Here is a 24,724-nt window from a genome sequence, read left to right as displayed (position 1 = left end):
AATTATTCTATAATTCAATTATAGAACTACTAATAAAAATATATGTTAGACAATAACCAATTATTAAGATTTACAACTGCAGGGAGTGTTGATGACGGGAAAAGTACCTTAATCGGTAGGTTGTTATATGATTCAAAGTCCATTTTTGAAGACCAACTTGAGGCCATTGAGAACACGAGTAAGAAGAAAGGTCATGAAGGCGTTGATTTGGCGTTATTTACAGATGGATTAAGAGATGAACGGGAACAAGGAATTACCATTGATGTGGCTTACAGATATTTTACCACACCAAAGCGTAAGTTTATTATAGCCGATACGCCTGGACATATTCAATATACCAGAAACATGGTAACAGGGGCTTCAACGGCTAATGCTGCCATTATTTTGGTTGATGCCAGACATGGAGTTATAGAGCAAACCAGAAGGCATTCCTTTATTGCTTCTTTATTGCAAATCCCCCATGTGATAGTGTGCATCAATAAAATGGATTTAGTTGATTTTCAGGAAGATGCTTATCAAAAAGTGATTGAGCAATTTGAAGAGTTTTCCTCTAAAATGATGGTGAAAGACGTTCGATTTATTCCTATTTCAGCTTTGTTAGGAGACAATGTGGTGAACAGATCTGAGCATATGGATTGGTATCAAGGCGCGCCTCTTTTACACACCCTTGAAACCATGCACATAAGTAGTGATATCAATAAAGTAGATGCGCGTTTCCCTGTTCAAACGGTTTTAAGACCGCAGCAAGGAGAATTTAGGGACTACAGGGGTTATGCAGGACGTGTAGCGAGTGGTGTTTTTAGACCTGGTGATGAGGTCACTGTGATGCCCTCTGGATTTACTTCCAAAATCCGTTCAATCGATACCTTTGATAGTGCCGTGAATGAAGCTTTTGCGCCCATGTCTGTTTCCATTACTTTAGAAGATGATATAGACATTAGTCGTGGAGATATGATTGTTCGCTCAAACAATAAGCCTGAGGCTAGTCAGGACATTGAAGTGATGCTTTGTTGGTTGAATAATAGTCCAGCAAAGCCAAGAGCAAAATATACCATAAAACACACTTCAAATGACCAAAAGGCCATGATTAAGGAGGTTGTCTATAAAATTGATATCAATACCTTGGAAAGAAAAGAAGATGACAAAGAATTGACCATGAATGATATTTGTAAAGTAAAACTACGTACTACCCAACCTTTGATGGTGGACTCCTATAGAGAGAATAGAACTACCGGAAGTATTATTTTGGTGGATGATGCAACTAATGAAACTGTGGCTGCCGGGATGGTGGTTTAACTTAAAACAGCAAAAAATGAAAATTAGAATACTTATTTTCCTTTTCCTGAGTTTGGTTTTAAGTTGTAAAGATTCAAATGAGGTAGAAAAGGGAACTACAGAATCAATAAAGGACGGCAAACAAAATGTATCAAAGAACCAGTTGATTTTAAACTTTAATGCTGTAATAGAGAAAAATGGGACCTTTACATTGTTTTTTTTAGAAGAAGGGCAAAAGGACATCAATATAAAAAACTCAAGTTCAGTTGAAGTTAAAGGTTCTAAGGATGTCCAAACGCTTATTTTTAATATAAAAGAAGATGTCATTCCCGATAAACTATTTCTAAGATTTGTGAATGAGGAAAAGGACCAAACAATAGAAATTAAGGAGACAATTTTAGTTTTTGGAGATAAAGAAATAGTGATTAAACCTGATTCCTTTTTCCAATATTTTATGCCTAATAAATTTGTCGATTATGACGAAAAGAATTTCATAGCCACTACCAAGGAAATTCAAGGAAATTATTTACCACGCTTTTCTTCCCGAGAGGCACTTATTTATAAAATGTTATTAGAGTTTTAGACATTATAAGGTAGAGAAATAATTTTAATTTCTTGTTTAATTTATAAAATCGAGTTCCTTAAGTAATTTTTTGATGGTAAAATTCAAAGACGATAATTTTCTAGAACTAATTAAAGGGGGTGGTATTTCATTTCTTTTAAAAGGAATGGGTATGATTATTGGCTATTTAGTAATGATTTTTATTACTAATAAATATGGAGCAAATGGATATGGGGAGTATACTCTCTTATTGACCGTTTTGGGGATTGTTATGGTTTTTTCCAAATTTGGAATGGATATATCAATCGTAAGGGTGTTGGCAGAAATAAAACTAACTTCAAATAAAAGAGATATAATAAAAGTTTTAATCAGGATTTTGATTATATCTATAGCTATTGGAGGAATTGTCACGGTATTTTTGTTAATGATTCCTCATAAGATAGTTAAGGTTGTCTTTAAGGATAATTTATCAGTATGGAATTTAAAGCAATTGAGTTATTTGGTTATTCCTTCTACACTGATTCTATTGATTGCTGGATATTTTCAAGCATATAAAAAAACAACCCCCTTTATTTTATTTAACGCAATTTTAATTAACATTTTTTTACTATTAATACTGTTTTTTTTTGAATTAATTGACTTTGATAAAAAGCCAATTTTTTTGTATTCTGTTGCGGTATATTTAACCTTTTTTATAGCGGTTATTACTTTTTTATTGGATGTTTATAAAAGGAAGTATAGTGAAAATCAAAGGGAATTAAAAAAATACAAAACTCCGGAAATATTAAATTTATCTTTTCCAATGTTACTTGCCGGATCATTTGTGTTATTCATAAATTGGTCAGACATTATTATGTTAAGCTTTTTTTTTGAAGAGAAGCATATTGGTATTTATAATGCTTCACAAAGACTGGCTGATATTTCGGGTATTGCACTTTTTGCTGTAAATGCCATTGCAACGCCTAAATTTGTGGAATTTTTTAGTAGGAGGGATATGAATGGCCTTGAGAGAACAGTTGTAAAATCTACCAAGCTGATATTAATTATTTCACTACCAATTATATTAATTCTTGTCGTGTTTCCAAAAACGATATTAAGAATTAATGGTGCTGAATTTGTTTCAGGTTATTTGGCGCTCATTTTTTTATGCGTTGGTAAATTTTTTAATTCTATAGCTGGATCTGTAGGTTATATTTTACAAATGACAAATAACCAAAAAATTTTCAGGAATGTAATGGTTTTTGCTGCTTTATTAAATGTAATGCTTAATTTTCTCCTAATCCCAAAATTTAATTATAATGGAGCTGCCTTAGCTAGCATGATTACTGTGATAACATGGAACGTAATTTTAATATTTGTAATAAAAAAAAGGTTGGGTTTTTGGACCTTTTACAATCCTTATCGCGATATAAGCTCCTTTTTAAAAAGATATAAATAATGAAGCAATTGTTTATATTTTCATTGCCAAGAGCCGGCTCAACATTACTTCAAAGGGTTTTAATGGGACACGAAAAAATTGCTAGTGTATCAGAACCATGGATTTTATTGCCTCAAGTATACTCTCTAAGAAATGAAGGGCATTTGTCCGAATATAGTAGCAGGCTTTCTTCACAGGGAATCAATAACCTAATAAATAAATTACCCAATAAAAGAGATGATTACTATGAATCTTTAGGGGGTTTTATTAAAGATATTCACTGTAAATTATCTTCAGGTGAAGAATATTTTTTAGATAAAACACCAAGGTATTACTATATTATTGATGAAATAAAATCCATTTTTCCAGATTCAAAATTCATTTTTTTATTTAGAAGTCCAGAACAAGTTTATTCGTCGATGCTTAAAACCTGGTCGAATAATAGATTGACTCCTTTCCTTGGATCCTATTATGATTTAACGGTAGGTTTACAAAAATTATCAGAGGGATACCAAAGACATGAACGCGATAGTATAGGTGTTAATTATGAAGAATTCGTTTCAAATCCAGAAAGAGAATTAAAAAGAATATTAGATTATCTTCAGTTAAGTTATGATTCTAGTATACTAGAATCCTTTATTAAACAAGATGTCAAATCATCTTTGGGTGACCCAACAGGCTCTATTAAGTATTCGCAAATAAGTAAGGAAAGTTTAGGAAAATGGAAAGATAACATTGACACCTACGTAAAGAAAAAAGTAGTGTCAAGAACAATAAGAAAAATTGATGAAAAATCCTTGAGTTTACAAGGGTACAATAGGGAAGAAATCATCAATTCAATTAATGGTCTTAAAATAAACTATTCTTTGAGAGAATTTAGAGATTTATCTGATTATGTTTCAAATTACTTTGTCAGAAAGTTTCACTTAAACATTCTAATGAGTGAATCCTTTGGATGGACAAAAAGGAAATTCTTTTCATGATTTTTTTCAAAGCCATTTATGGAGATTTAAATCAAGTAACTTTTCTAAATTTCTTACATCTTCGGCAAAAATATTCTTTAGATAATTTCTAGATTCTTCCGTTATTTTTGGTTTTTCACTTTCTCGATAAAAAACATTTTTATTCAAAAATTGTGTTGTAGTTCTTGGAACTAAGGTCCTTAAAAGTGTTAGTTTACTTTTATTTTTTAGTAGAAATCTGAAAAATGAATTTTTAGGAATGCTGTATTTGTTATGAATTTCATTGAAATTTATGTTGTTAGTTGATGAAATCTTTAAAAAATTAAATAGTTCAGAAAGACCTAGTTCAATATCAGAAAAGAATTCCTCATAAATAATAACTTTAATATTCTCTTTTTTAAAAACCTCCAAATAGATTTTAACTTGATCGTAGTACATGCTAAGTTCCTTATACAGAAATACCTTGCCGTCTCCCCAAACTTTAGGGAATTCTTTTGCGTCTCTTTTTAAAGCACTTAAAAAATCGGGGTCTTTTTCAACCCCATTTTTCAAGTTCATTAAATAATGTGAGAAAGTTCTCATTATAGGGTCTCTTAGGATAATTACAATTTTGGCATTTGGGAAGTCAGCAAATATTTTTTTCGCAGCAGTTTTATCCCATAAATATGAAGGACTACAATCACCTGTAATTTCATAATCATACGAATTTTCAAAAAGTGAAAAGTATGTGTTTTCATCATTAATAATTTTGTTATGATAAAACACATCTTTTTTTGGAGGGCTATATACTAAAGGGTCTTCAGAATCTATACTGGAGTAATAATTAGGTTCTTTTACTTTTGGTAAAAATATGTCAGGGTGTTGATTTAAATAATTGTATAAAGAAGTGGTTCCGGATTTAGCAGCTCCTACAACAAATAAATTAAGATTAGGTTTATTCATTCAAATATTGATTTGAATTCATTAAAAAGAATTAGTTTTTCTCTCGGGTAAAGATATTTAATTATAGGTCAAAACTCAGTAAAATCATGACCAATTTAATATCTTTGACCAAATATACCTGAGCTTGGTAATACTCATATTTTAAACAGAAAACACTAATGAATATCTCTGTAGTAACAGCTACATTTAATAGTGCTAAAACGTTGGCAGCTACATTTAATTCTTTACTAAATCAAACTAATAAGAACTTTGAATATATTGTTGTTGATGGAGGTTCATCTGATAATACAACGGACATTATTAAACATTTCGAGGGAAAATTTATAGATAGGGGTATTGCGTTTAAATGGGTTTCGGAAAGGGATAATGGTATTTATGATGCATGGAATAAGGCCTTAAAACTATCCTCGGGGGATTGGATTTCTTTTTTAGGTTCTGATGATGTCTATTTGGAAGATGCTATTGAACTATATTCTAACTTTATTTCCAAACAAAGTAAACCTATTGATTTGGTTTACTCAATCAACAAAGTTATAGCGTCAGATGGTTCAGATAAAAGAATTATTCAAGATGAATGGTCTTGGGCAGTTTTTAGAAGAAAAATGAATATTGGTCATGTTGGATCATTTCATAATATGAATTACTTCAAGAAACATGGGGCATTTAATCCTGAATATAAAATAGCTGGAGACTATGAGTTATTATTAAGGGCAGGTAAGGAATTAAAAACAGCAAAACTAAATGCAGTAACTGTATTGATGGGATATGGAGGAATAAGTAATAAGCAAATTTTTAAAGTTTTCACAGAAGCGATTAAAGCCAAAAATGAAACTGGTAAATTAAATTTAATCTTATGTTATTTTGACTTTTTAAAAGAATATTCGATTTACTTCATAAAAAAACTACTTTAAAGAATAAGCCCGATTAACTTGAAAATGAAGCAAAAGACAATTCTTTTTATTCACCAATCCGCAGAATTATATGGGTCAGATAAAACACTATTATATTTGGTTGAGTCTATCTTTAAATTTGACAGTTTTAACGTTATTGTCGTATTGCCTGAAAATGGTTCGTTAAAGGACTTATTGGAAGAAAAGGGAATTACTGTAATTATCTCTCCTATTGTAAAGTTATCGCGCCAAATGTACACTCTCAAGGGAACATTGTGTCTGCCATTTAATTTAATTTCTTCGCTTTATAGGCTAAGGAGGCTTCTTAAAGAAGTTCACATAGATATAATCCATTCAAATACCATGGCGGTATTAGTTGGCGCATTTTACTCTAAAATTTATGGAATAAAACATATATGGCATATCCATGAGATTATTGAAAGGCCTAAATTTGTGAAAAATAATTTTCCAAAATTTGTAAATTTTTTTTCTGATAGGGTGGTTTTCAATTCCGAGGCAACTAGTAGGGCATTTACGGAAAGTAGTAATGGGTTAATCAAAAAATCACAAATAATTTTAAATGGGCTTGATAGAAACCAAAACATTACAGCTTCAGATATAAAAAAAGCAATTAGGAAAGAGTTATTTGGAGCAGACGAAAGTAATATAGTAATTGGATTGATAGGTAGAATAAATAAATGGAAGGGACAGGAATTACTTTTAGAATCTTTTTCTAGAATATCAGAGAAAGGAATTAAACTAGTTTTTGTTGGATCTGCTCCTCCAGGTCAAGAATATTTCGTGAGAGAACTAAAGGACAAAATTATTTTTTATAATGTTGAAGATAATTGTCGAATAATTCCTTTTCAAAGAAATATTTGGCCAATTTTTGATAGTATTGATATATCAGTAATCCCATCTGTTGACCCTGAGCCTTTTGGTTTGGTGGCTTTAGAATCTATGTTGGCTGAGAAAGTAGTTATAGCTTCCAATCATGGGGGGGTTACAGAAATTGTAAAACATAATGAAACGGGGTTTCTTTTTGAACCGAATAATAAAAGCGAATTAATAATGTTCTTAAAACAGTTAATTAATGATGAGCACAAACGATTTAAATTTGGAAGGGAGGGAAGGCTAAGAGCTCTTAAGAAATTTTCCCTTGATACATATGTTAGCAAGTTCATTAATTTATATAGAAACATTTAAGAAGCTCAATTTTTTAATTGATGAAAATTAGTTTGCAAAAAATATATAAGGCATTATTTTATCTCTTAATTTTTATTAATTTATTTTTCAAGTCCATTGAACTTAGTTTAATTTTTGGTGCTCTTATTTTATTTTTATTATTGGTTCATCCCCCAATAAAATACTCTCTTACTATAATCAAAATTGTTTTTTCTTTAATTCTAATTTTGATTATTTCTATTTTTTCAGGAGTGCTTTATTCAGCTGATTTGTATAATATATTAAAAGACTTTGGATTTTTATTTAAACCAATTTTATTCCTTTTATCAGGTTATCTAATCATTAATAAGATAGAAGATAAAAATTTTCTTTTTAAGGCATTGATATATGCAGCATTTATATCTGCCATATGGCATTTAATAGGATTATTCTTTTTTTTAATTAATACTCCCTTTTCGGTTACTAGAGTTAGAGGGGAATTAGGAAGAGACAATTTTATAGAGTTATTCGCATTAGCATTGCTTTCTGTCAAACAAACTAAAGTGTTTTTCTCCTCTTTTATTTTAAGACGGATTAAATGGATTAGATGGATTCTAATAATTTCTTTTGTTTTTTACTTTTCAAGAACAATGTTTATTAGTGTACTGTTAATAATTTTAGCAGTTAAAGGTTACACCAAAATTTCTTCAAAAGGACTATTGTATTTTTCAATTTTTTCTTTTTTAATAATTTCTTTTTTGACTTTATTGCAATTTTTTGATTTAAATAGAGAAAGTGAAGGAGTTGAAGGGTTTTTCTACAAAATAAAGCAAGCTCCATCTGAAATATTTCAACCAGATTTAAACATAAACATAAAAAATCATGAAAATCTTTGGGATCATTGGAGGGCTTATGAAGCCTTAAAAGCCATTGATGGAATTAATAGTTCCAAATATAATCTAGGTTGGATTTTTGGGAAAGGGCTAGGAGCTCAGGTTGATTTAGGATTTGAAGCGCCCCTAGACGGTAAAAAGTTTAGATATATACCAATAATTCATAATGGGTATATTTTTATTTTGTTCAAATCAGGAATATTAGGATTAACTATTTACCTGTGGTTTTTGTTTTATATTTATTCTCAATCATATAAAATTCAACTTAATAAAAAGGAAATCTTTATTAATAATTTAATATCAGGGATTGGCATTTTTTTTATTTTAACATCTTTAATAATTACGGGAATCTACAATAAAGGAGATGTTTTAGTTTTTTTTCTTGGGGGTCTTTTCTCATTACAGTGTATTTATTCTAAAAATCAAAAAAAGAATGAAAATAGGCGTATTAGGAACTAGGGGAATACCAAATCATCATGGAGGATTCGAACAATTTGCAGAATACTTTTCAGTTTTCCTAAAAGAAAGAGGCCATGAGGTCTATGTTTACAATTCTCATGATCATCCCTATCAGGATAAGAACTATAAAGGGGTTAACATTATTCATTGTCATGACCCAGAGAATAAAATAGGTACAGCTGGACAATTTATATACGATTTAAATTGTATCCTGGATTCAAGAAAAAGAGATTTTGACATTATATTACAACTTGGTTATACGAGTAGCACTATATGGTTTCGTTTGTTGCCTAAGAAATCAATTATTGTCACTAACATGGATGGTCTGGAATGGAAGCGTACAAAATATTCAAAACTTGTTCAGAAATTTCTGAAATATGCTGAAAAATTAGCTGTAAGGTCTAGTGATTTTTTAATCTCTGATTCTTTAGGAATAAAGGAATATTTAAATCAAACCTATAATGCAAATTCAAAATATATAGCTTATGGGGCAGAACTTTTTCAGAAACCTAATACAGATGTATTAAAGGAGTATAATTTAGTGAAACATGAATATAATATGTTAATTGCGCGGATTGAGCCAGAAAATAATATTGAGACCATTCTGGAAGGGGTTGCCATGTCAAAAAACAATCAGCCTTTTTTGGTTATAGGTAAGCATGATATAAATAATTATGGGAAGAAATTAAAATTAAAATTCAAAAATCACAAAAACATTAAATTTGTTGGGGGTATATATAATATTGAAAAATTAAATAGTCTCAGGTATTTTTCAAATTTATATTTTCATGGACATTCAGTTGGAGGAACAAACCCTTCCCTTTTGGAAGCTATGGCCTCCAATAGCTTAATTATTGCAAATAATAACATATTTAATAAAAGCATTTTGTCGGAAAATGCATTTTACTTTGAATCTTCTGAAGATGTTAAAAATTATATAGATACTATCAGAAAAGTTGATTTTAAAGAAAAGGTCCTTAATTGTTATAAAGAAATTGAAAAGAATTACAATTGGGAGTTAATCAATAATGAATACTTAAATTTTATAAGTGAGTGTTTGTACTACCAAAGTTAAAGACATTATTTTCCACTAATAAAGCACATTATTTTGTAGCTTTAATATTATCAACCCTAATGCTAGGGTATGCCCCTAGTAGTATAGCTTTGGCTCTTCTGGTTGTTTATTGTGCAATCTTTTTTTTTACAAATAAAAAGTTCTATTCTTTCAAAGATTTAGCATTATTGCTTCCAATAATACTTTATGTTTGGTTTTTGACAACCTATTTATGGACTTTAAATGAGGGATTAACACTGAAGGGTTTAGGTAGAATGTTGGCATTATTCTTGGTGCCTTGTTCTTTTTTAATAATTCCAAAGTTTACTTTGGATCAATTCAAATTTATACTTAATACCTATACTTGCTCTAATTTATTATTTGGGGTTCTTTTTATTATTTCAGCATTCATTAGGTATATGAAGTCTCGATCATTTACAGAATTCACATATCATGATTTAACTTTAGATTTTGAATTAAATGCTATCTATGTTTCCGCTTTTTTTTCGATAAGTTTTTTTTATTTGCTACTTAAATCTCAAAAAAGGCCCTATGAATTATTTGCATTAATATTTTTACTTTTTTTGTTGATATTACTATCCTCAAAATCCATCCTTTTTTGTACTATACTGGGAACTCTTTTATTCGGTTTCAGACAATTTTATTTTAAAAGGATTAAATTTTTAAAACTTGTATTTGGGGGAATACTTATTTTATTAATAATAAGTTTCTCATCAAAAGAAATTCTTAAAAGAGTAGAGGAGGAATTAGTTATTAATTCAAGAGAGAAAATTAGTTTACAACAAGTTTTGGAGAAAGATCATTTCTCAAAAGTTTATCCATGGACCGGAACTTCAATTAGACTTTTTCAGTTGAGGCTTTTGAAGGAGCAAATACAAGAAAAGAGAATTTTTTTAAAAGGTTTTGGATTATTTGCTTCTAGAGATGATTTAAAAAAAAGGCATTTAAAATATGGCACATATAAGGGTTATCATTTATATAATTATCATAATAATTATGCCCAAACTTTTGCAGAATCGGGCATTTTCGGCTTATTTTTAATTCTATTAATAATTGCTTTGAACGTTTTAATGGCTATTAGGTCAAAATATTTTTTGTTTATTTTCTTCAGTATTTTAATCCCAATATGGTTTTTTACAGAATCAGTTTTATGGGTTCAAAGGGGGCTTTTCTTTTTTATAATATTTTATTGTTTATTTAATAGGAGTATTTTTACAGTTAGAAAATAATTATTTATGAAACAATTTAATTATAATCTTTAATGAGTATACAGAAACCAGGACGTTACTCTATTTACCTTAGACCCATTTCATATTTTATAGATTTAGGTCTTATTAATATTTTAGCTTATTTATTTTATTTTAAAGGATTTAGCCCAATCATTTTTTTCGTAGTAATTTCTAGCGCCTGGGTTATTCTTTCAATATATTCTCGATTTTATGAAGTATACCGATATACTAGGGAAGTAACAATTATAACATTGATAGGAAGGCAACTATTCATGTTTACCTTGTTGATTTTTGCTTTTTCAGGGTGGTATAGCCAATTTGATTTTCTTCCACGGACGATTTTGGAATATGTGTTGGTTGTTTTTTTGCTTATTACGATTTCTAAATTCACAATTTATTATTTGCTTCAAAAATATCGATCTGCCTTAGGTGGAAATTTCAGAAATACTATCATCTTAGGGAAAAATAAGCAAACACTTGCACTTGAGAAATTTTTCACCCAAAATCCAGAATACGGTTATATCCACAAAAAAACATTTAATGTAAAGGACAGGGAGAGTTTTGATTTGGAATCTTGTTTTAGGTTGATGAATGAAGAGCGAATAGATGAAATTTATTGTTCCATATCCGAATTGTCAAACAACCAAATTTTAAGGGTCATCGATTATGCCGATAACAATCTTAAAATACTGAAGTTTTTACCGGACAATAAGGATATTTATTCCAAAAAACTGCGATATGAGTATTATGATTACATCCCTATTTTATCTTTAAGAAATATCCCAATTGAAGAGCCCGTCAACAAATTTCTTAAACGCGCTTTTGATATTCTTTTTGCTTCCTTTGTGATTGTTTTTATCCTATCATGGTTAACACCTATAATAGCTATTCTTATAAAATTGGAATCCAAAGGCCCTGTTTTTTTCAAACAATCGAGAAATGGGTTTAATTATACCGAATTTGATTGCTATAAGTTTAGATCTATGACACCCAATGATGATGCCCATCTTTTTCAAGCAACTAGGGGAGATAATAGGGTAACCAAGGTAGGTAAGTTTATTAGAAAGACTAGCATTGACGAGCTGCCTCAATTTTTCAATGTACTTTTTGGAGACATGTCAGTAGTGGGCCCAAGACCCCATATGGTGAGCCATACCAACATTTATGCAAAAAAGATTGATAAGTTCATGGTGCGACATTTCGTAAAGCCAGGTATTACCGGGTTAGCTCAAATAAGTGGTTTTAGGGGGGAGGTTGAAACCGACAAAGACATTATAGGTAGAGTTAGATATGATATTTTTTATATCGAAAATTGGTCTGTTCTATTAGACCTCAAGATTATAGTTAAAACCTTTATCAGCGCCGTTAAAGGTGATGAAAAAGCATATTAGATAATTTTTACTAATTTGTCTAGTTGTCCCTGATGATTGAAGAATTCTAGAGCTTTGCTTTGTATCCTCTGTTTTTTAGCTGAAGTAAGGTCCTTTAAATAAATATTATTTAATGTGTAATTAAGCAAGTTATAATTGGCGGGAGGAACAACCCAACCTAGTGCATTTTCATCTATAATAGTTTCACCTTCGCCACCTCCAAAATAAAGCATAGGAAGACCAAGTTTGGCGTATTCAAATATTTTTGAAGGTACAGACCCATAAATTCTGTTGAGTAAGGGAATAATGGTCAAATCATATTCCAAAAGTTCTTTATGTAATTTTTCTCTGGACAAGGATCCATGGAAAAAGATTGGTAAATGATTGTTTTCTTCAATGAAGGATTTTATTAAATCTTCTTCGGCACCAGAGCCATATATATGAAATTCAATTTTGGAGTAATCTAGGTTATTGCACAATTTTAAAATGCCTTGTGCTATTCCGAGAAGGCCAGCATATACCAATTTAATTTTTCTTCCTTCTAGTGGAATAGTTTCTTTTAATGAAGGTGATTTAAAATTTGGGTAATTTCTATATAGGAACAGTTCTTTTTCAGGGCATATCTTTTTAATGTGACATAAAATTTCTTCGCTTTGCCCTAAGATCAAATGGGCCTTTTGGTAATTATATTTTTCGATTCTTTCTAGGATGCGGTAATTGAGATTTTTTTTAAAAGCTCTAAGTTCCAATCCGGCCAAAGGCCATAAATCACTTACGTTTAAGATTAATTTTCTTTTTTTACTTTTTAAAAAGAACATACTTGTAAAGGCCACTAATAAGGGTGGTGATTGAACAATGACCGTTTTCGGGATTTTATTCCAAATAAAAAACCAAGTCAAACTTAAGCTAAAGGAAAGCATCGATAAAAGCCGTAAGAGCTTATTTTTGGAATTGCTAGCAAAAATCCAAAGCCGACATACCTTAATCCCATTAATGTCCTCTAGACGCCTTAATTTGCCTTTATATTCTGCGAATATTTTTCCGGTTGGATAATTGGGTAGTGGACAAATAACTGTCGTTTCAAATCCTTTGGATTTAAGGCCTTCTGCAAGCTGAAAAATCCTGTTGGAAGCCGCACCTGTTTCTGGAGGGAAATAGTTTGTTATAATGCAAATTTCCTTCACGTTTTAAAGATGTATTTGAATTATTTGATTAACAATTCGTTCTGCAGCTTTTCCGTCCCATAACTCTGGGATAGAACCTTCCTTCCAATTATTGAAAAGCAAATCGTCTAATGCTAAATCCAATTTGGAAAAATCATGGCCAACTAAAATGTTGGTTCCTAATTCACAAGTTTCAGGTCTTTCTGTATTTTCACGAAGGGTAATGCAAGGAACATTCATTACGGTGGTCTCCTCGGTGATGCCCCCCGAGTCGGTCAACACGCCTTTTGAATGTTTTACGAGATAATTAAATTCCAAATACCCTAATGGGGCTACTAAATGCAGTTTTTCAAAATCCAGATTAAGGTTTTTCAATATTTTTTCTGTTCTGGGATGAACAGGAAAAATAATGGGCATTTGATCACTTTTTTTTACGATTGCTGTAATTAATTTCTCTAGCTGATGTTCTTCATCCACATTACTCGGTCGATGCATGGTCATCACCAAATATTGTTTTTCCTTTAAATCAAGTGTATGCCATATTTCGGGTTTTGAAAATCTTGTTTCATTTTTAAGTAAGGTATCAATCATGACATTTCCAACAAAATAAATCGCTTGGTCAGGAACTCCAGAATCTTTTAGGTTTTGGTTAGCATAGGTTGAAGTAGTAAAAAAATAATCAGTTAAACTGTCAGTGACAATTCTGTTGATTTCTTCAGGCATAGACATATCTCCAGACCTTATTCCGGCTTCAATATGAGCTACTTTAACTCCTTCTTTTTTTGCAACAATTGTACATGCCATGGTAGATGTAACATCGCCTACTACTAATACCAAATCACAAGGATTCCTTTTAAGCTCATTTTCAAATCCAATCATAATGGCAGCTGTTTGCTGAGCTTGAGTTCCGCTTTTAACCTCTAGGTTGATATCAGGATAAGGAATATGTAATTCCTCAAAAAAAGTATCACTCAGGTTTTTATCATAATGTTGGCCCGTGTGTACCAGTCTATATTGAAGGTTGAATCCCTCTTTTTGTTTCTTTTCTATAGCGGCAATTATTGGAGCTATTTTCATGAAGTTGGGCCGGGCACCAGCAACTATTGTGATGTTCATATGTTATTTTACTAGCGAGGTAAACTGTTTGAGTTTACCTGATTTTGTTCGTTTAATTTTTTCTTTTCGCTCAAATTGAATACTCAAACCTTTTTCAAGATAGGTTTCTAATTGAAATACGATGTTTTGTTTAGTCTCTTGGCTCAAATCTTTGGTGCTTTCATATTTGATTTTGAAAGTGTTGGGACTCATTTGGTCAACGACAAACTCCTTCACATTCCCATCATTTTCAATAATAGTTTTGGTAACATAATAGAAGGTTAGTCCAGCGGCTTTTTTTCCACTCGGCAAAACCACCATATCATTGGTTCGTCCAATTAGCTTTTTCAAAATAGGCTTTTTACAGGAACTCTCTCCAGATAAAATGCCTAAATCTCCAATTTCATACCTTATGAAGGGATGCGCTTTATTGTAAAGAGACGTTATCACTATTTTGCCTTCTTCGTTTGGTTTAGCTGGTTTGTTTTCATCATTCAAAATCTCTACAAATAAGGTTTCGTTGTTCAAAAGCCATTCATTGTTAGGATTTTGAAATGCAATTAAATCAAGTTCAGAGGCGCCATATTCATTAATTATTGGGATGCCAAAGGAAGCTTCCATTATCAGTTTGTCTTCCTCAAACAGCATTTCTGAAGTTACCATACAAGCTTTAAGACTTGGGCAAATTGATTTAAGAATAAGGCCTTCTTTGTTTAAGAATTTAGCAAATTGTAAAATTGAAGAGGTATAACCGTTGATGTAATCAAATGGGGTTTCTTTAAATCTCTTAAGGCATAATCTCAGAGCGTTATCGCTTAAATCAAAAACAGAAAATCGATACCTGCTGCTCAACCAATCTTTAAATCGCTCTTTGTAATACCCTTTTTTGTCTAAAGGAATCCCATAAAACCTAGCCTGTTTTGACACATTAAAATCCAATCCATACCAACCAAATCGATTTTGAATGACCGCCCAAGTCATGGCATGACAAAATTTATCCTTTGCAAAAATGAAGGGATCGCCAGAAGAACCTGAAGTCTTATTTACATACACATTTTTTGCGGTAAACCCCTTGGAAAGCCTTTTTTCCAAAGGCTGTTGTAAATCTTTCTTGGTTAAAACTGGAAGGCTTTCCCAATGATTGGGATCCACATTTTGAGATAGTTGTTTGTAAAAAGGGTTATGTTCTAAATGGTAGGTAACTATGTCCTTTTTCTGCTTTTGAAGATATGATTCGAAAGCATCATCCTCCAACTTTTGGATTTGGTCTAATTTGATCTTGGCTTGTCGCAATGGAAAGCCATTTAATTTCAAAGAAAGATCAAATAAATTCAAGAGGATGAAAGGATTTATGTTTTTGTAAAATAATTATTTTTTAAGCCCAAAAGCAATTATTTTTGCAGCAAACATCAAATATCATGACTATTTTAATTCTTGGTTCTGGAGGTAGAGAACATACCTTTGCTTGGAAAATTGCTCAAAGTCCAAAATGCGAAAAACTATTTGTTGCACCTGGAAATTCAGGTACGGCAAACATAGCAGAAAATGTGAATATTGGAGTGACCGATTTCCCAGCTATTAAAGAATTGGTTTTAAGAGAGCAAATTGATATGGTGGTTGTTGGGCCAGAAGATCCTTTGGTTCAGGGGGTTCATGATTTCTTTTTGAATGATGAAGTCTTGAAAAACATTCCTGTTATTGGCCCAGTAAAAGCTTCTGCAGAACTTGAAGGCAGTAAAGAGTTTGCAAAAGAGTTTATGATGCGTCATGAGATTCCAACTGCAGCCTATGAAAGTTTCAATGCCAGTAATGTAGAAGAAGGTTTCAAATTTTTAGAAACCTTAAATCCTCCGTATGTTCTTAAAGCAGATGGACTGGCAGCTGGAAAAGGGGTTTTGATATTAAACGATTTAGATGAAGCCAAAGCGGAATTGAAAAACATGTTGGTTGACGCCAAATTTGGTGATGCCAGTTCCAAAGTGGTTATCGAAGAATTCCTGGATGGTATCGAATTAAGTTGTTTTGTACTTACCGATGGGAAAAATTACAAGATTTTGCCTACAGCAAAAGACTATAAACGCATAGGTGAGGGTGATACAGGATTGAATACAGGAGGAATGGGTGCTGTTTCTCCAGTACCATTTGCTACAGAAGCGTTTTTGAATAAAATTGAGAGTCAAATTGTTAAGCCTACCGTAGAGGGACTACAAAAAGACAACCTTCCTTACAAAGGGTTTATATTTATTGGATTGATTAAGGTAGGGGAAGACCCAAAGGTTATCGAATATAACGTGAGAATGGGGGATCCAGAAACGGAGGTTGTTTTGCCAAGACTGAAAAATGATTTGGTTGATGTGTTGGTTGCTATGGCCAATGGTACTTTAGATGCTATTGATATTGAAATTGATGAGCGTGCTGCAACAACAGTAATGACCGTATCAGGAGGTTATCCAGAAGCTTATGAAAAAGGTAAAGAAATAACAGGACTGAATGAAATTGAAGGTTCCATCCCTTTTCATGCAGGAGCAGTTTTAAAAGATGGTCAAGTAGTTACTTCTGGCGGACGTGTACTAGCTATGACTAGCTATGGAAATACTTACGAAGAGGCACTAAAAAAATCTTATCAAAATATAGAAAAACTACATTTTGATAAGATGTATTATCGTAAGGATATCGGATTTGATTTATAGGTAAGAATGGGAAGAAATTGATTTATCTTCCTCATTGTTATCATTGTATTTTTTAAGTTGTAGCATCCAGTATGTGAAAGCAACTGCTCCAACAATCATGAAAATCCAATTTAGAGTGTTTGCAGCAGCCCAACTTTCAAGCTCTAATGCTCTAAGAGCATCTAATGGAGCAAACAAAACATTTACAAATAAATCCTGTATCGCGTAAAAGAAATCTTTCATAGTTTTATATTTACCTGACAAAAGTACATTTTTTTCAAATTAATTTAAAAGGATTGTTTTTTAATTATTCCTTGGCTAAGGATAGTCAATAGTTGTTTTGGAAAAACCCTGAGATTTATGATTGCCAATTTTTTTAGTAAATCAAAACCTATACACCTAGTTATCATTAGCTTGGTGTTACTTGTGGCATTTGTCATCTCTAAACTTTTTTTAACAAATATTCCTTTTGGGTTTTTGGAGTTTTTTAAACAAGCCGGCATATTTGGTGTTGTTTTGGTGACCGTTTTTGTTTTTGACTTTGTAACTAGCAAGAACAAACTAACCAAAAAAAATAGTTTTAGGGTGTTGTTTTTCACCCTCTTTATGACCATGATTCCACAAACCTTTCTGGATACCAATTTGATTTTTGCCAATTTGTTTGTGATGTTTTCCCTACGTAGGATAGTGAGCTTAAGAACTCAAAAGGAGGTTAAGAAAAAGCTCTTTGACGCGGCTATATGGATAAGCGTTGCCACCTTGTTTTATTTCTGGTCTGGGTTGTTTTTCATTCTTATTTTTGCTGCTTTATTCCTCTTTAGAATCGTAAATATTAAAGATTGGTTTATTCCGGTCCTAGGCATGTTAACAATAGCTATGATTGCAGCAGGATTTATGATTATTTTCCAAATCAATCTGTCTGAATACTTGTGGAGCATGCCATATCAAATAAGTTTAGATTTTTCAACCTTAAACAAACCCCAGATTATTACCTCTGCTACCATTATTATAGCTTATTTTATTTGGTCGCTTTTTTATTATGTGAGGAATATAAAATCTAAATCCAAGAGTTATAAACCCTCATTTATTTTGATTTTGATTGCGACGATTATTTCTGTGTTAATCCTTATTATTTCTCCAAATAAAACAGGTGCCGAATTCATTTTTTTATTTGTGCCTTTATCTATTATTCTGACTAATTATTTTGAAATCATTAACGAAAAATGGTTTCAGGAAGTATTGGTTTGGATTCTGTTATTGACTCCGGTGGTGGGATTAATTTTGTAGTTTTTGTCCAAAGGCTAAATCACCCGCATCTCCCAAACCAGGAACTATATAGCTTTTATCATTTAATTTTTGATCAACGGTAGCGATCCAGAGGTGAACATCTTGATTAAAATGTTCTGAGACGAAATCCAAACCTTCCGAGGCTCCAATAACACTTACCAAATGGATGCTTTTGGGAGTTCCAAAGGGTTTTAAGGCTTCAAATGTAGCTACCATGCTCTGTCCTGTGGCCAGCATAGGATCAGCCAAAATAAGTGTTTTACCATCTAAATCTGGGCAAGCTAAATATTCTACCATGATTTCAAATGATTTAGGATCGTCTTTATGATGTCGGTACGCAGAAATAAATGCATTTTCGGCTTTGTCAAAATAGTTTAAAAGGCCTTGGTGCAAAGGGATTCCGGCTCTTAAAATGGAACAAAGTACAATGGCTTCATCGGGCAATGAAATTGTTGAAGTTCCTAAAGGTGTGTTTACCTCTTGATGGGAATAGGTTAGTGTTTTACTTAATTCATAACCTAGAATTTCTCCCACACGCTCAATATTCCTTCTGAATCTCATGGCATCCTTCTGGATGGAAACATCTCGTAATTCAGAAATAAATTTATTCAGAAGTGAGTTGGTTTTTGAAAGATCGTGAATTTGCATATCAAAGGCGTGTTGTTGATTGTAGTAAAGTTAATAATAAGAAGTATATTTGTATCTATAATTTAGAAGTTATGATTTCAGATAAAGCTAACAAAATATTCCAAGAAGCTATTCAAACCTATAAGGTTAAAAACACTGTAGATCAACCATTTGAAAATAAGTATGATAAAGAATCAGATTTATTGGGTCACCTTTTATACAGGAAATGTTGGATTGATACGGTTCAATGGGCTTACGAGGATATCATTAGGGATCCGAATATTGACCCGGTAGCAGCTTTGACGCTAAAGCGTAAAATAGATGCTTCCAATCAAGATAGAACGGATACGGTTGAGTTTATTGATAGTTATTTTCTGGATAAGTACAAAGATGTACAAGTAAAATCGGATGCCAAGATTAATTCTGAGAGTCCCGCATGGGCAATTGACAGACTCTCCATTTTGGCATTGAAAATATATCACATGGCTGTTGAAGCCAACAGGGAAGATGCTTCTGAGGCCCATAGGGAAGCCTGTCAAAATAAATTAAATGTGCTTTTGGAACAACGCACAGATTTATCAACCGCCATTGATGATTTATTGAATGATATTTCTAATGGTGACAAGTACATGAAAGTTTATAAACAAATGAAAATGTACAACGATGATGAATTAAATCCAGTTTTAAGAGCAGCCAATAAATAGTCCTTTTATATGGGTAAACCCAAGCATATTCTGGTAATTCGTTTATCTGCTATGGGTGATGTAGCTATTTCAGTGCCAGTAATCAGAGAGTTGGTAAATGAAAACCCCAACCTGAGATTGACCGTCTTAACTCGAGGATTTTTTAGTCCCTTATTTGAAGGGATTCCCAATCTTACGGTTTTTGAAGCTGATTTAAAGGGCAACCATAAAGGAATATGGGGCTTGTTTAAACTTTCTAGAGAACTTAGGAAACATCAAATTGATGCCGTTGCCGACATTCATAACGTACTAAGATCTAAAATTTTAAGATTTTTCTTAATGGATTTTAAGTCGGCTGCCATTGATAAAGGACGGGCAGAAAAGAAAGCACTGGTTTCGGGAAAGCTTTTTTCCCAATTAAAAACTTCTGCGCAGAGATATGCCGATGTTTTTGATACCTTGGGATATCCTTTAAATTTGTCAAAACCTCAATTTCCTAAAAGAAAAACTTTAAACGACAAGGTACTTTCTATACTTGGAAAGGATCATTTGAAGTGGGTAGGAATTGCGCCATTTGCTGCTCATAAAGGCAAAATGTATCCTTTGGATTTAATGGAAAAAGTAATTTCCAAATTGGCTGAACAACACAAAGTGCTTTTGTTTGGTGGCGGAGAGGATGAAATCAAGCAATTAAAGAAGTTAGAAAACCCTCAAAGTAACATTGTAAATTTAGCAGGGAAGCTTCAGTTTCAAGAGGAACTAGATGTGATTTCCAATTTGGACGTCATGATTTCAATGGATTCTGGAAATGGTCATTTGGCAGCGATGAAAGGTGTTAAAGTCATTACAGTTTGGGGAGTAACGCATCCCTATGCAGGATTTACACCTTTTAATCAACCTTCAGATTATTCCCTAGTGCCTAATAGAAAAATGTTCCCGCAAATTCCAACATCGATTTACGGGAACAAATATCCAAAAGATTATCAAGAGGCGGCACGAACAATCTCGCCAGAAACAATAGTCAATAAAGTGAATGCTATTATCTAGCTCTCAATAATACCCTTTTAAATTTAGATATCGTCATAGTCAACGACTACTTTGGAAGTAGTGGGATGAGCTTGACAGGTTAAAATTAAACCTTCCGCAATCTCGCTATCCGTAAGAACATTGTTTTGTCTCATGGTAGCCTCTCCTTCTTTCAATCTAGCAACACAACTACTACAAATACCTCCTTGGCAAGAATATGGTGCATCTACATCATGGTCTAAGGCCGCTTCCAAAATGGATTGTTTAGGAGACATTTCAAATGAAATTTCCTCATCATCAACAGTTACCGTTACGTGAGTGTTGCCAGTTCCAGAAGCAATATCTGAATCTACATTCACTTCATCAGAATTGGCTGCTTTAAATAATTCGTAATGAATGCGATCTTCATCAGCGCCATTTTCAATCAAAACATCTTTTACGGTAAAGATCATGCCTTCAGGTCCACATAAATAGTAAGCATCTACATCGATGTGCTTATACTTGTTTTTCATGACCAAATTGACAGTGCTTTTCTCAATGCGTCCAAAAATGGCATCATCTTCTGGAGATTGACTAAAAACCAATTGGATGGCTAATCGCTCGCTAAATTGGTGTTGTAAATCAAGCAATTCATCCATAAACATGGTGTCGTCTGTTGATTTATTACCATAGACCAAAACCATTTTACTGTGAACTTCTTCCTCTAAAGCACATTTAATAATACTCATGATAGGAGTGATTCCACTACCGGCTGCAAATGCTGCAATATTTTTGGTGATTTTATCATTAGGCGTAAATATAAAGCGTCCTCTTGGAGGAGCTACTTCAATAACATCTCCTACTTTTAAGGTGTTGTTGGCAAATGCTGAAAAGGTACCATCTTCTACTTCTTTAATGGCAACCATTAATTCACCACTTTTGGGTGATGAGCATAAAGAATAATCTCTTCTTACTTCATCACCGTTTACTTGAGCCTTAAGTGTAATGTATTGGCCTGCTTGAAAGGTAAATACAGATTTTAAATCTTGAGGTATTTGAAAACTTACGGCTACTGATTTAGAAGTAACGCGTTGAATATCTTTTATGGATAGTTTGTGAAATTCCATGGAATAAATTTTCCACAAAAATAGGGAACATTCTGCTCAATTAAGACTGTGGTTGTAACAAAATTGGTAATATTGTTACTCATTACTTGAATCCTATTAATCAATTGATATTTAATTATGAAAAACCTATTTTTTGTATTGGCGTTTGTATTCTCTATTTCACTTCAAGCTCAAGAAGACGCCTCTTTAAAATCACAAACCATTCAATTAATAAAAGCAACGGGTGCAACCCAAATGTTTGAAGATGTGATCACCCAAATTGGAAATATGGTGCCAGAGGACAAAAAGCCTGATTATTTAAAGGAAGCCAAAGGGACTTTGGACCAATTATACACAGATTTGGCTCAAGTTTACATGAATGAATTTTCAGAAGAAGAAATAGTAGAATTAAATAAATTTTACCAAACAGAATTGGGTAAAAAACTATCAGCTAGCCAGTCTAAATTATCTCAAAAAGGGATGGTCATTGGTCAAAGCTGGGGAATGAAACTTCAGCAGATTGCTCAAAAATATATGTAGAACCAACTCTTTCAAATGATGAAAATTTCTCATTTTTTAAATCTTGAATGGAAGCAGTTTTTTAGGTCGTCCCACTGGCAAAAAAGTGTGGCACTTAATATCCTTTTGATATTATTGGCCTTATATTTTATGGCTTCCTTTTTGGTGATGGGTGTTGCTCTATATCCTATTCTTAAGGAGCAGTTTCCCGATCAAAACCCGCTCATTATTGTAAATGGCGTGTTATTTTATTGGTGGTTGGCTGAGCTTATGATAAGGTTCTTTTTTCAGAAATTGCCAGTAATGAGTGTCAAGCCATTATTGACATTGCCCGTCAAAAGAAGTAAGGTGGTCAATTATGTTTTAGGAAAATCGACACTTTCTTTTATTAATTTCTTGCCATTATTTGCTGTCATTCCATTTGGAGTCATGTTAATCATTAATGATTACCCATTGGTGTCGGTATTGGTTTGGATTTTGGCCATGATCATCATGACCTTAATCATGAACTTTTTGAATTTCATTATTGAAAGTTTTTCATCTGACAGTGAGCTTGCCTTTTTGCCAATTATTGTCTTAGTTGGAGGCCTTTTTGCGCTGAATTATTTTGATATTGTTTCACTGTCAAAATTCACGGGGAATGCCATGACGGCGGTATATAATCAACCCATTTATCTGATAATTTTGGTTTTGATTTTGGCAGGAGTTTATCTTTTTAATTTCAAGATTTTAAAACAAAAATTGTATCTGGATAGCTCATTAAAGTCCAAGGTTGCTGAGGTAAATGTGGCTGATTTAGGTTGGACTAAAAGGTTTGGTGATTTAGCACCATTTATGCAATTGGATTTAAAGCTGATTTGGAGAAACAAGAGATCTAAATCCTCAGCCTTTTTAATGATAATTGGATTACTATATGGTTTGGCCTTTTATCCCAATCCCACCTATCAAGAAATGCCTTGGATTTTTGGATTTGTAGGCATTTTTGTGACGGGTATTTTTATGATCAGTTTTGGCCAATTCATACCAGCATGGGATAGTGCCTATTACAAATTATTGATGAGCCAAAATATCAAGTATGAGCAGTACTTAAAATCTAAGTTTACCCTTATGGCCATGAGTGTGATTATTCTTTTTGTGTTGAGTATCCCTTATGTGTATTTTGGATGGAAAATTTTATTGGCTCATTTTTCGGCAGCCCTATATAATATTGGGGTTAATACCCACGTGGTATTGTTTGGAGGGGCGTTTAACAGGAAAAAAATAGACCTTAGCCAAAGAGCCGCATTTAATTACCAAGGAACAGGTGCCGTACAGTGGCTTATCGGAATTCCTTTAATGCTATTACCACTGGCTATTTTTGGGGGTGTTTACGCCATTTCCAATTTTGAGACGGGTTGTGCCGTGTTGGCCATATTGGGAATTATAGGAATCTTGTTCCATCAAAAATTAATGCGATTTATAACAGAAAAATATTTGGAGTCAAAATATAAAATGATCAGTGCCTTTGGTCAGGACAGTTAATACCTCAAAATTATGATACAGACATCAAACCTTTCAAAAACATATAATAATAAGACCGTTTTAAAAATAGAGGAGCTGGATATTCCCAAAGGACAAAGTTTTGGTCTGGTAGGGAACAATGGGGCGGGTAAAACCACCTATTTCAGTTTATTGTTGGATTTAATTAATCCTTCCACAGGTTTTATCAAGAACAATGAGATTCAAGTGAATTTGAGTGAAGATTGGAAGCCTTTTACTTCGGCCTTCATTGATGAGAGTTTCTTAATTGGCTATTTGACTCCAGAGGAGTATTTCTATTTTATTGGGGAGTTAAGAGGAAGAAACAAAGCGGATGTAGATGCGCTTTTAGGCCAGTTTGAAGATTTTTTTCATGGAGAAATCTTAGGGCAGAAGAAATATTTAAGGGATTTAAGTAAAGGAAATCAAAAAAAGGCGGGAATTGTGGCAGCCTTAATTGGAGATCCAGAAGTGATTATTCTAGATGAGCCTTTTGCCAATTTGGATCCAACTACACAAATTCGACTCAAAAACATCATTAAGGAATTAGCTGAAAAAAGAGGTGTTACCGTATTGATTTCCAGTCATGATCTTTTACATGTTACTGATGTTTGTGAGCGTATTGTGGTGCTTGAAAAAGGAGAAATAGTTAAGGATTTGGTAACCAGTGATGCTACTTTAAAAGAATTGGAAGCCCATTTTTCAGGAACTGAAAGCGCTTAATTAATATTCAATTTATAAGATAATTCAAAAAGATGCTTATTTTTACGGCTACACATAATATGTGTGGCCGTTTTTAGTTATTTAATAACCA

General features: G+C 32.5%; 24 protein-coding genes. 17 read left to right on the top strand and 7 right to left on the bottom strand.

All coding sequences use genetic code 11. The features are described from left to right. Window positions 1-42: 42 nt before the first annotated feature. The 4 genes from cysN to GZ212_RS01785 all read left to right on the top strand — a co-directional run bounded on the left by cysN (window position 43) and on the right by GZ212_RS01785 (window position 4,237). Window positions 43-1,296, top strand: a complete 1,254-nt coding sequence (cysN, locus tag GZ212_RS01800) for a sulfate adenylyltransferase subunit CysN (RefSeq protein ID WP_166956773.1) — start codon at window positions 43-45, stop codon at window positions 1,294-1,296. Between the two features lie 16 nt (window positions 1,297-1,312). Further along, window positions 1,313-1,858, top strand: coding sequence for a hypothetical protein (locus GZ212_RS01795; protein ID WP_166956771.1), 546 nt, complete (start codon window positions 1,313-1,315; stop codon window positions 1,856-1,858). Between the two features lie 73 nt (window positions 1,859-1,931). After that, window positions 1,932-3,275, top strand: a complete 1,344-nt coding sequence (locus GZ212_RS01790; protein WP_166956769.1) for a flippase — start codon at window positions 1,932-1,934, stop codon at window positions 3,273-3,275. Further along, complete coding sequence (locus GZ212_RS01785) at window positions 3,275-4,237, top strand: sulfotransferase (RefSeq protein WP_166956767.1); 963 nt, start codon at window positions 3,275-3,277, stop codon at window positions 4,235-4,237. The genes GZ212_RS01790 and GZ212_RS01785 overlap by 1 nt, the downstream gene beginning before the upstream one ends. 6 nt (window positions 4,238-4,243) lie before the next feature. Here the strand turns inward: GZ212_RS01785 and GZ212_RS01780 are convergent, their stop codons facing one another. Next, window positions 4,244-5,158 carry a sulfotransferase gene (locus tag GZ212_RS01780; RefSeq protein WP_166956765.1) on the bottom strand — a complete coding sequence of 305 codons (915 nt, stop codon included), beginning with the start codon at window positions 5,156-5,158 and terminating at the stop codon, window positions 4,244-4,246. A gap of 158 nt (window positions 5,159-5,316) precedes the next feature. On the opposite strand from GZ212_RS01780, the gene GZ212_RS01775 reads away from it, so the two are divergent. Genes GZ212_RS01775 through GZ212_RS01750 form a run of 6 tightly spaced genes read left to right on the top strand, consistent with a single transcriptional unit; the run spans window position 5,317 to window position 12,259 of the window. Next, window positions 5,317-6,069, top strand: a complete 753-nt coding sequence (locus tag GZ212_RS01775) for a glycosyltransferase family 2 protein (protein WP_166956763.1) — start codon at window positions 5,317-5,319, stop codon at window positions 6,067-6,069. Between the two features lie 24 nt (window positions 6,070-6,093). Then, the gene (locus tag GZ212_RS01770; RefSeq protein WP_166956761.1) at window positions 6,094-7,254 is read left to right on the top strand and encodes a glycosyltransferase family 4 protein; all 1,161 of its coding nucleotides are present in this window, start codon (window positions 6,094-6,096) and stop codon (window positions 7,252-7,254) included. Window positions 7,255-7,274: 20 nt separating this feature from the next. Next, on the top strand, window positions 7,275-8,564 hold the full coding sequence (locus GZ212_RS01765) for a hypothetical protein (RefSeq protein WP_166956759.1): 1,290 nt from the start codon (window positions 7,275-7,277) through the stop codon (window positions 8,562-8,564). Further along, window positions 8,539-9,639 (top strand): DUF1972 domain-containing protein, encoded by a 1,101-nt coding sequence (locus tag GZ212_RS01760; RefSeq protein WP_166956757.1) that lies wholly within the window; start codon window positions 8,539-8,541, stop codon window positions 9,637-9,639. The genes GZ212_RS01765 and GZ212_RS01760 overlap by 26 nt, the downstream gene beginning before the upstream one ends. Next, window positions 9,618-10,868 carry an O-antigen ligase family protein gene (locus GZ212_RS01755; RefSeq protein ID WP_166956755.1) on the top strand — a complete coding sequence of 417 codons (1,251 nt, stop codon included), beginning with the start codon at window positions 9,618-9,620 and terminating at the stop codon, window positions 10,866-10,868. Before GZ212_RS01760 ends, GZ212_RS01755 begins: the two co-directional genes overlap by 22 nt. A gap of 32 nt (window positions 10,869-10,900) precedes the next feature. Beyond that, on the top strand, window positions 10,901-12,259 hold the full coding sequence (locus tag GZ212_RS01750; RefSeq protein WP_166956753.1) for an undecaprenyl-phosphate glucose phosphotransferase: 1,359 nt from the start codon (window positions 10,901-10,903) through the stop codon (window positions 12,257-12,259). Here the strand turns inward: GZ212_RS01750 and GZ212_RS01745 are convergent. The 3 genes from GZ212_RS01745 to GZ212_RS01735 are packed head-to-tail and all read right to left on the bottom strand — an operon-like array spanning window position 12,256 to window position 15,831. Beyond that, window positions 12,256-13,422, bottom strand: coding sequence for a glycosyltransferase family 4 protein (locus GZ212_RS01745; protein ID WP_166956751.1), 1,167 nt, complete (start codon window positions 13,420-13,422; stop codon window positions 12,256-12,258). The two genes, GZ212_RS01750 and GZ212_RS01745, sit on opposite strands and share 4 nt — an antisense overlap. 3 nt (window positions 13,423-13,425) lie before the next feature. Beyond that, window positions 13,426-14,517: a non-hydrolyzing UDP-N-acetylglucosamine 2-epimerase gene (wecB, locus tag GZ212_RS01740; protein WP_166956749.1), complete on the bottom strand. Its 1,092-nt coding sequence runs from the start codon at window positions 14,515-14,517 to the stop codon at window positions 13,426-13,428. 3 nt (window positions 14,518-14,520) lie between these two features. Next, window positions 14,521-15,831 (bottom strand): phenylacetate--CoA ligase family protein, encoded by a 1,311-nt coding sequence (locus tag GZ212_RS01735; protein ID WP_166956747.1) that lies wholly within the window; start codon window positions 15,829-15,831, stop codon window positions 14,521-14,523. Window positions 15,832-15,914: 83 nt separating this feature from the next. Here GZ212_RS01735 and purD point away from each other — a divergent pair, with 83 nt between their 5' ends. Then, entirely contained in the window at window positions 15,915-17,186 is a 1,272-nt protein-coding gene (purD, locus tag GZ212_RS01730; protein WP_166956745.1) for a phosphoribosylamine--glycine ligase, read from the top strand. Here purD and GZ212_RS01725 read toward each other — a convergent pair. After that, window positions 17,181-17,408 carry a hypothetical protein gene (locus tag GZ212_RS01725; RefSeq protein WP_053970745.1) on the bottom strand — a complete coding sequence of 76 codons (228 nt, stop codon included), beginning with the start codon at window positions 17,406-17,408 and terminating at the stop codon, window positions 17,181-17,183. The two genes, purD and GZ212_RS01725, sit on opposite strands and share 6 nt — an antisense overlap. Window positions 17,409-17,525: 117 nt before the next feature. On the opposite strand from GZ212_RS01725, the gene GZ212_RS01720 reads away from it, so the two are divergent. Beyond that, window positions 17,526-18,452, top strand: coding sequence for a DUF6427 family protein (locus GZ212_RS01720; RefSeq protein ID WP_166956743.1), 927 nt, complete (start codon window positions 17,526-17,528; stop codon window positions 18,450-18,452). Here GZ212_RS01720 and upp read toward each other — a convergent pair. Next, the gene (upp, locus tag GZ212_RS01715) at window positions 18,441-19,100 is read right to left on the bottom strand and encodes a uracil phosphoribosyltransferase (RefSeq protein WP_166956741.1); all 660 of its coding nucleotides are present in this window, start codon (window positions 19,098-19,100) and stop codon (window positions 18,441-18,443) included. The genes GZ212_RS01720 and upp overlap by 12 nt on opposite strands. Before the next feature lie 71 nt (window positions 19,101-19,171). On the opposite strand from upp, the gene GZ212_RS01710 reads away from it, so the two are divergent. Both GZ212_RS01710 and GZ212_RS01705 read left to right on the top strand, forming a co-directional pair. Then, a complete protein-coding gene (locus tag GZ212_RS01710; protein WP_053970742.1) occupies window positions 19,172-19,783 on the top strand; it encodes a DUF4254 domain-containing protein in 612 nt (203 codons plus the stop codon). Between the two features lie 9 nt (window positions 19,784-19,792). Beyond that, window positions 19,793-20,809: a glycosyltransferase family 9 protein gene (locus GZ212_RS01705; protein ID WP_240923702.1), complete on the top strand. Its 1,017-nt coding sequence runs from the start codon at window positions 19,793-19,795 to the stop codon at window positions 20,807-20,809. A gap of 23 nt (window positions 20,810-20,832) precedes the next feature. On the opposite strand, the gene GZ212_RS01700 is transcribed toward GZ212_RS01705, so the two are convergent. Then, on the bottom strand, window positions 20,833-21,894 hold the full coding sequence (locus tag GZ212_RS01700; RefSeq protein ID WP_166956739.1) for a ferredoxin--NADP reductase: 1,062 nt from the start codon (window positions 21,892-21,894) through the stop codon (window positions 20,833-20,835). A gap of 117 nt (window positions 21,895-22,011) precedes the next feature. Between GZ212_RS01700 and GZ212_RS01695 the strand changes: the two genes are divergently transcribed. From GZ212_RS01695 to GZ212_RS01685, 3 genes are read left to right on the top strand one after another with little or no spacing between them, the layout of a single operon-like run. Next, entirely contained in the window at window positions 22,012-22,413 is a 402-nt protein-coding gene (locus GZ212_RS01695) for a DUF2059 domain-containing protein (protein ID WP_166956737.1), read from the top strand. 15 nt (window positions 22,414-22,428) lie between these two features. Next, the gene (locus GZ212_RS01690) at window positions 22,429-23,913 is read left to right on the top strand and encodes a DUF5687 family protein (protein ID WP_240923700.1); all 1,485 of its coding nucleotides are present in this window, start codon (window positions 22,429-22,431) and stop codon (window positions 23,911-23,913) included. Between the two features lie 12 nt (window positions 23,914-23,925). Beyond that, the gene (locus GZ212_RS01685; RefSeq protein WP_166956735.1) at window positions 23,926-24,633 is read left to right on the top strand and encodes an ABC transporter ATP-binding protein; all 708 of its coding nucleotides are present in this window, start codon (window positions 23,926-23,928) and stop codon (window positions 24,631-24,633) included. The last annotated feature ends 91 nt before the right edge of the window (window positions 24,634-24,724 follow it).

The sequence above is a fragment of the Mangrovimonas sp. CR14 genome, from assembly GCF_011764015.1.
GTDB lineage: Bacteria > Bacteroidota > Bacteroidia > Flavobacteriales > Flavobacteriaceae > Mangrovimonas > Mangrovimonas futianensis.
This window is presented reverse-complemented; position numbering and strand designations above follow the sequence as displayed.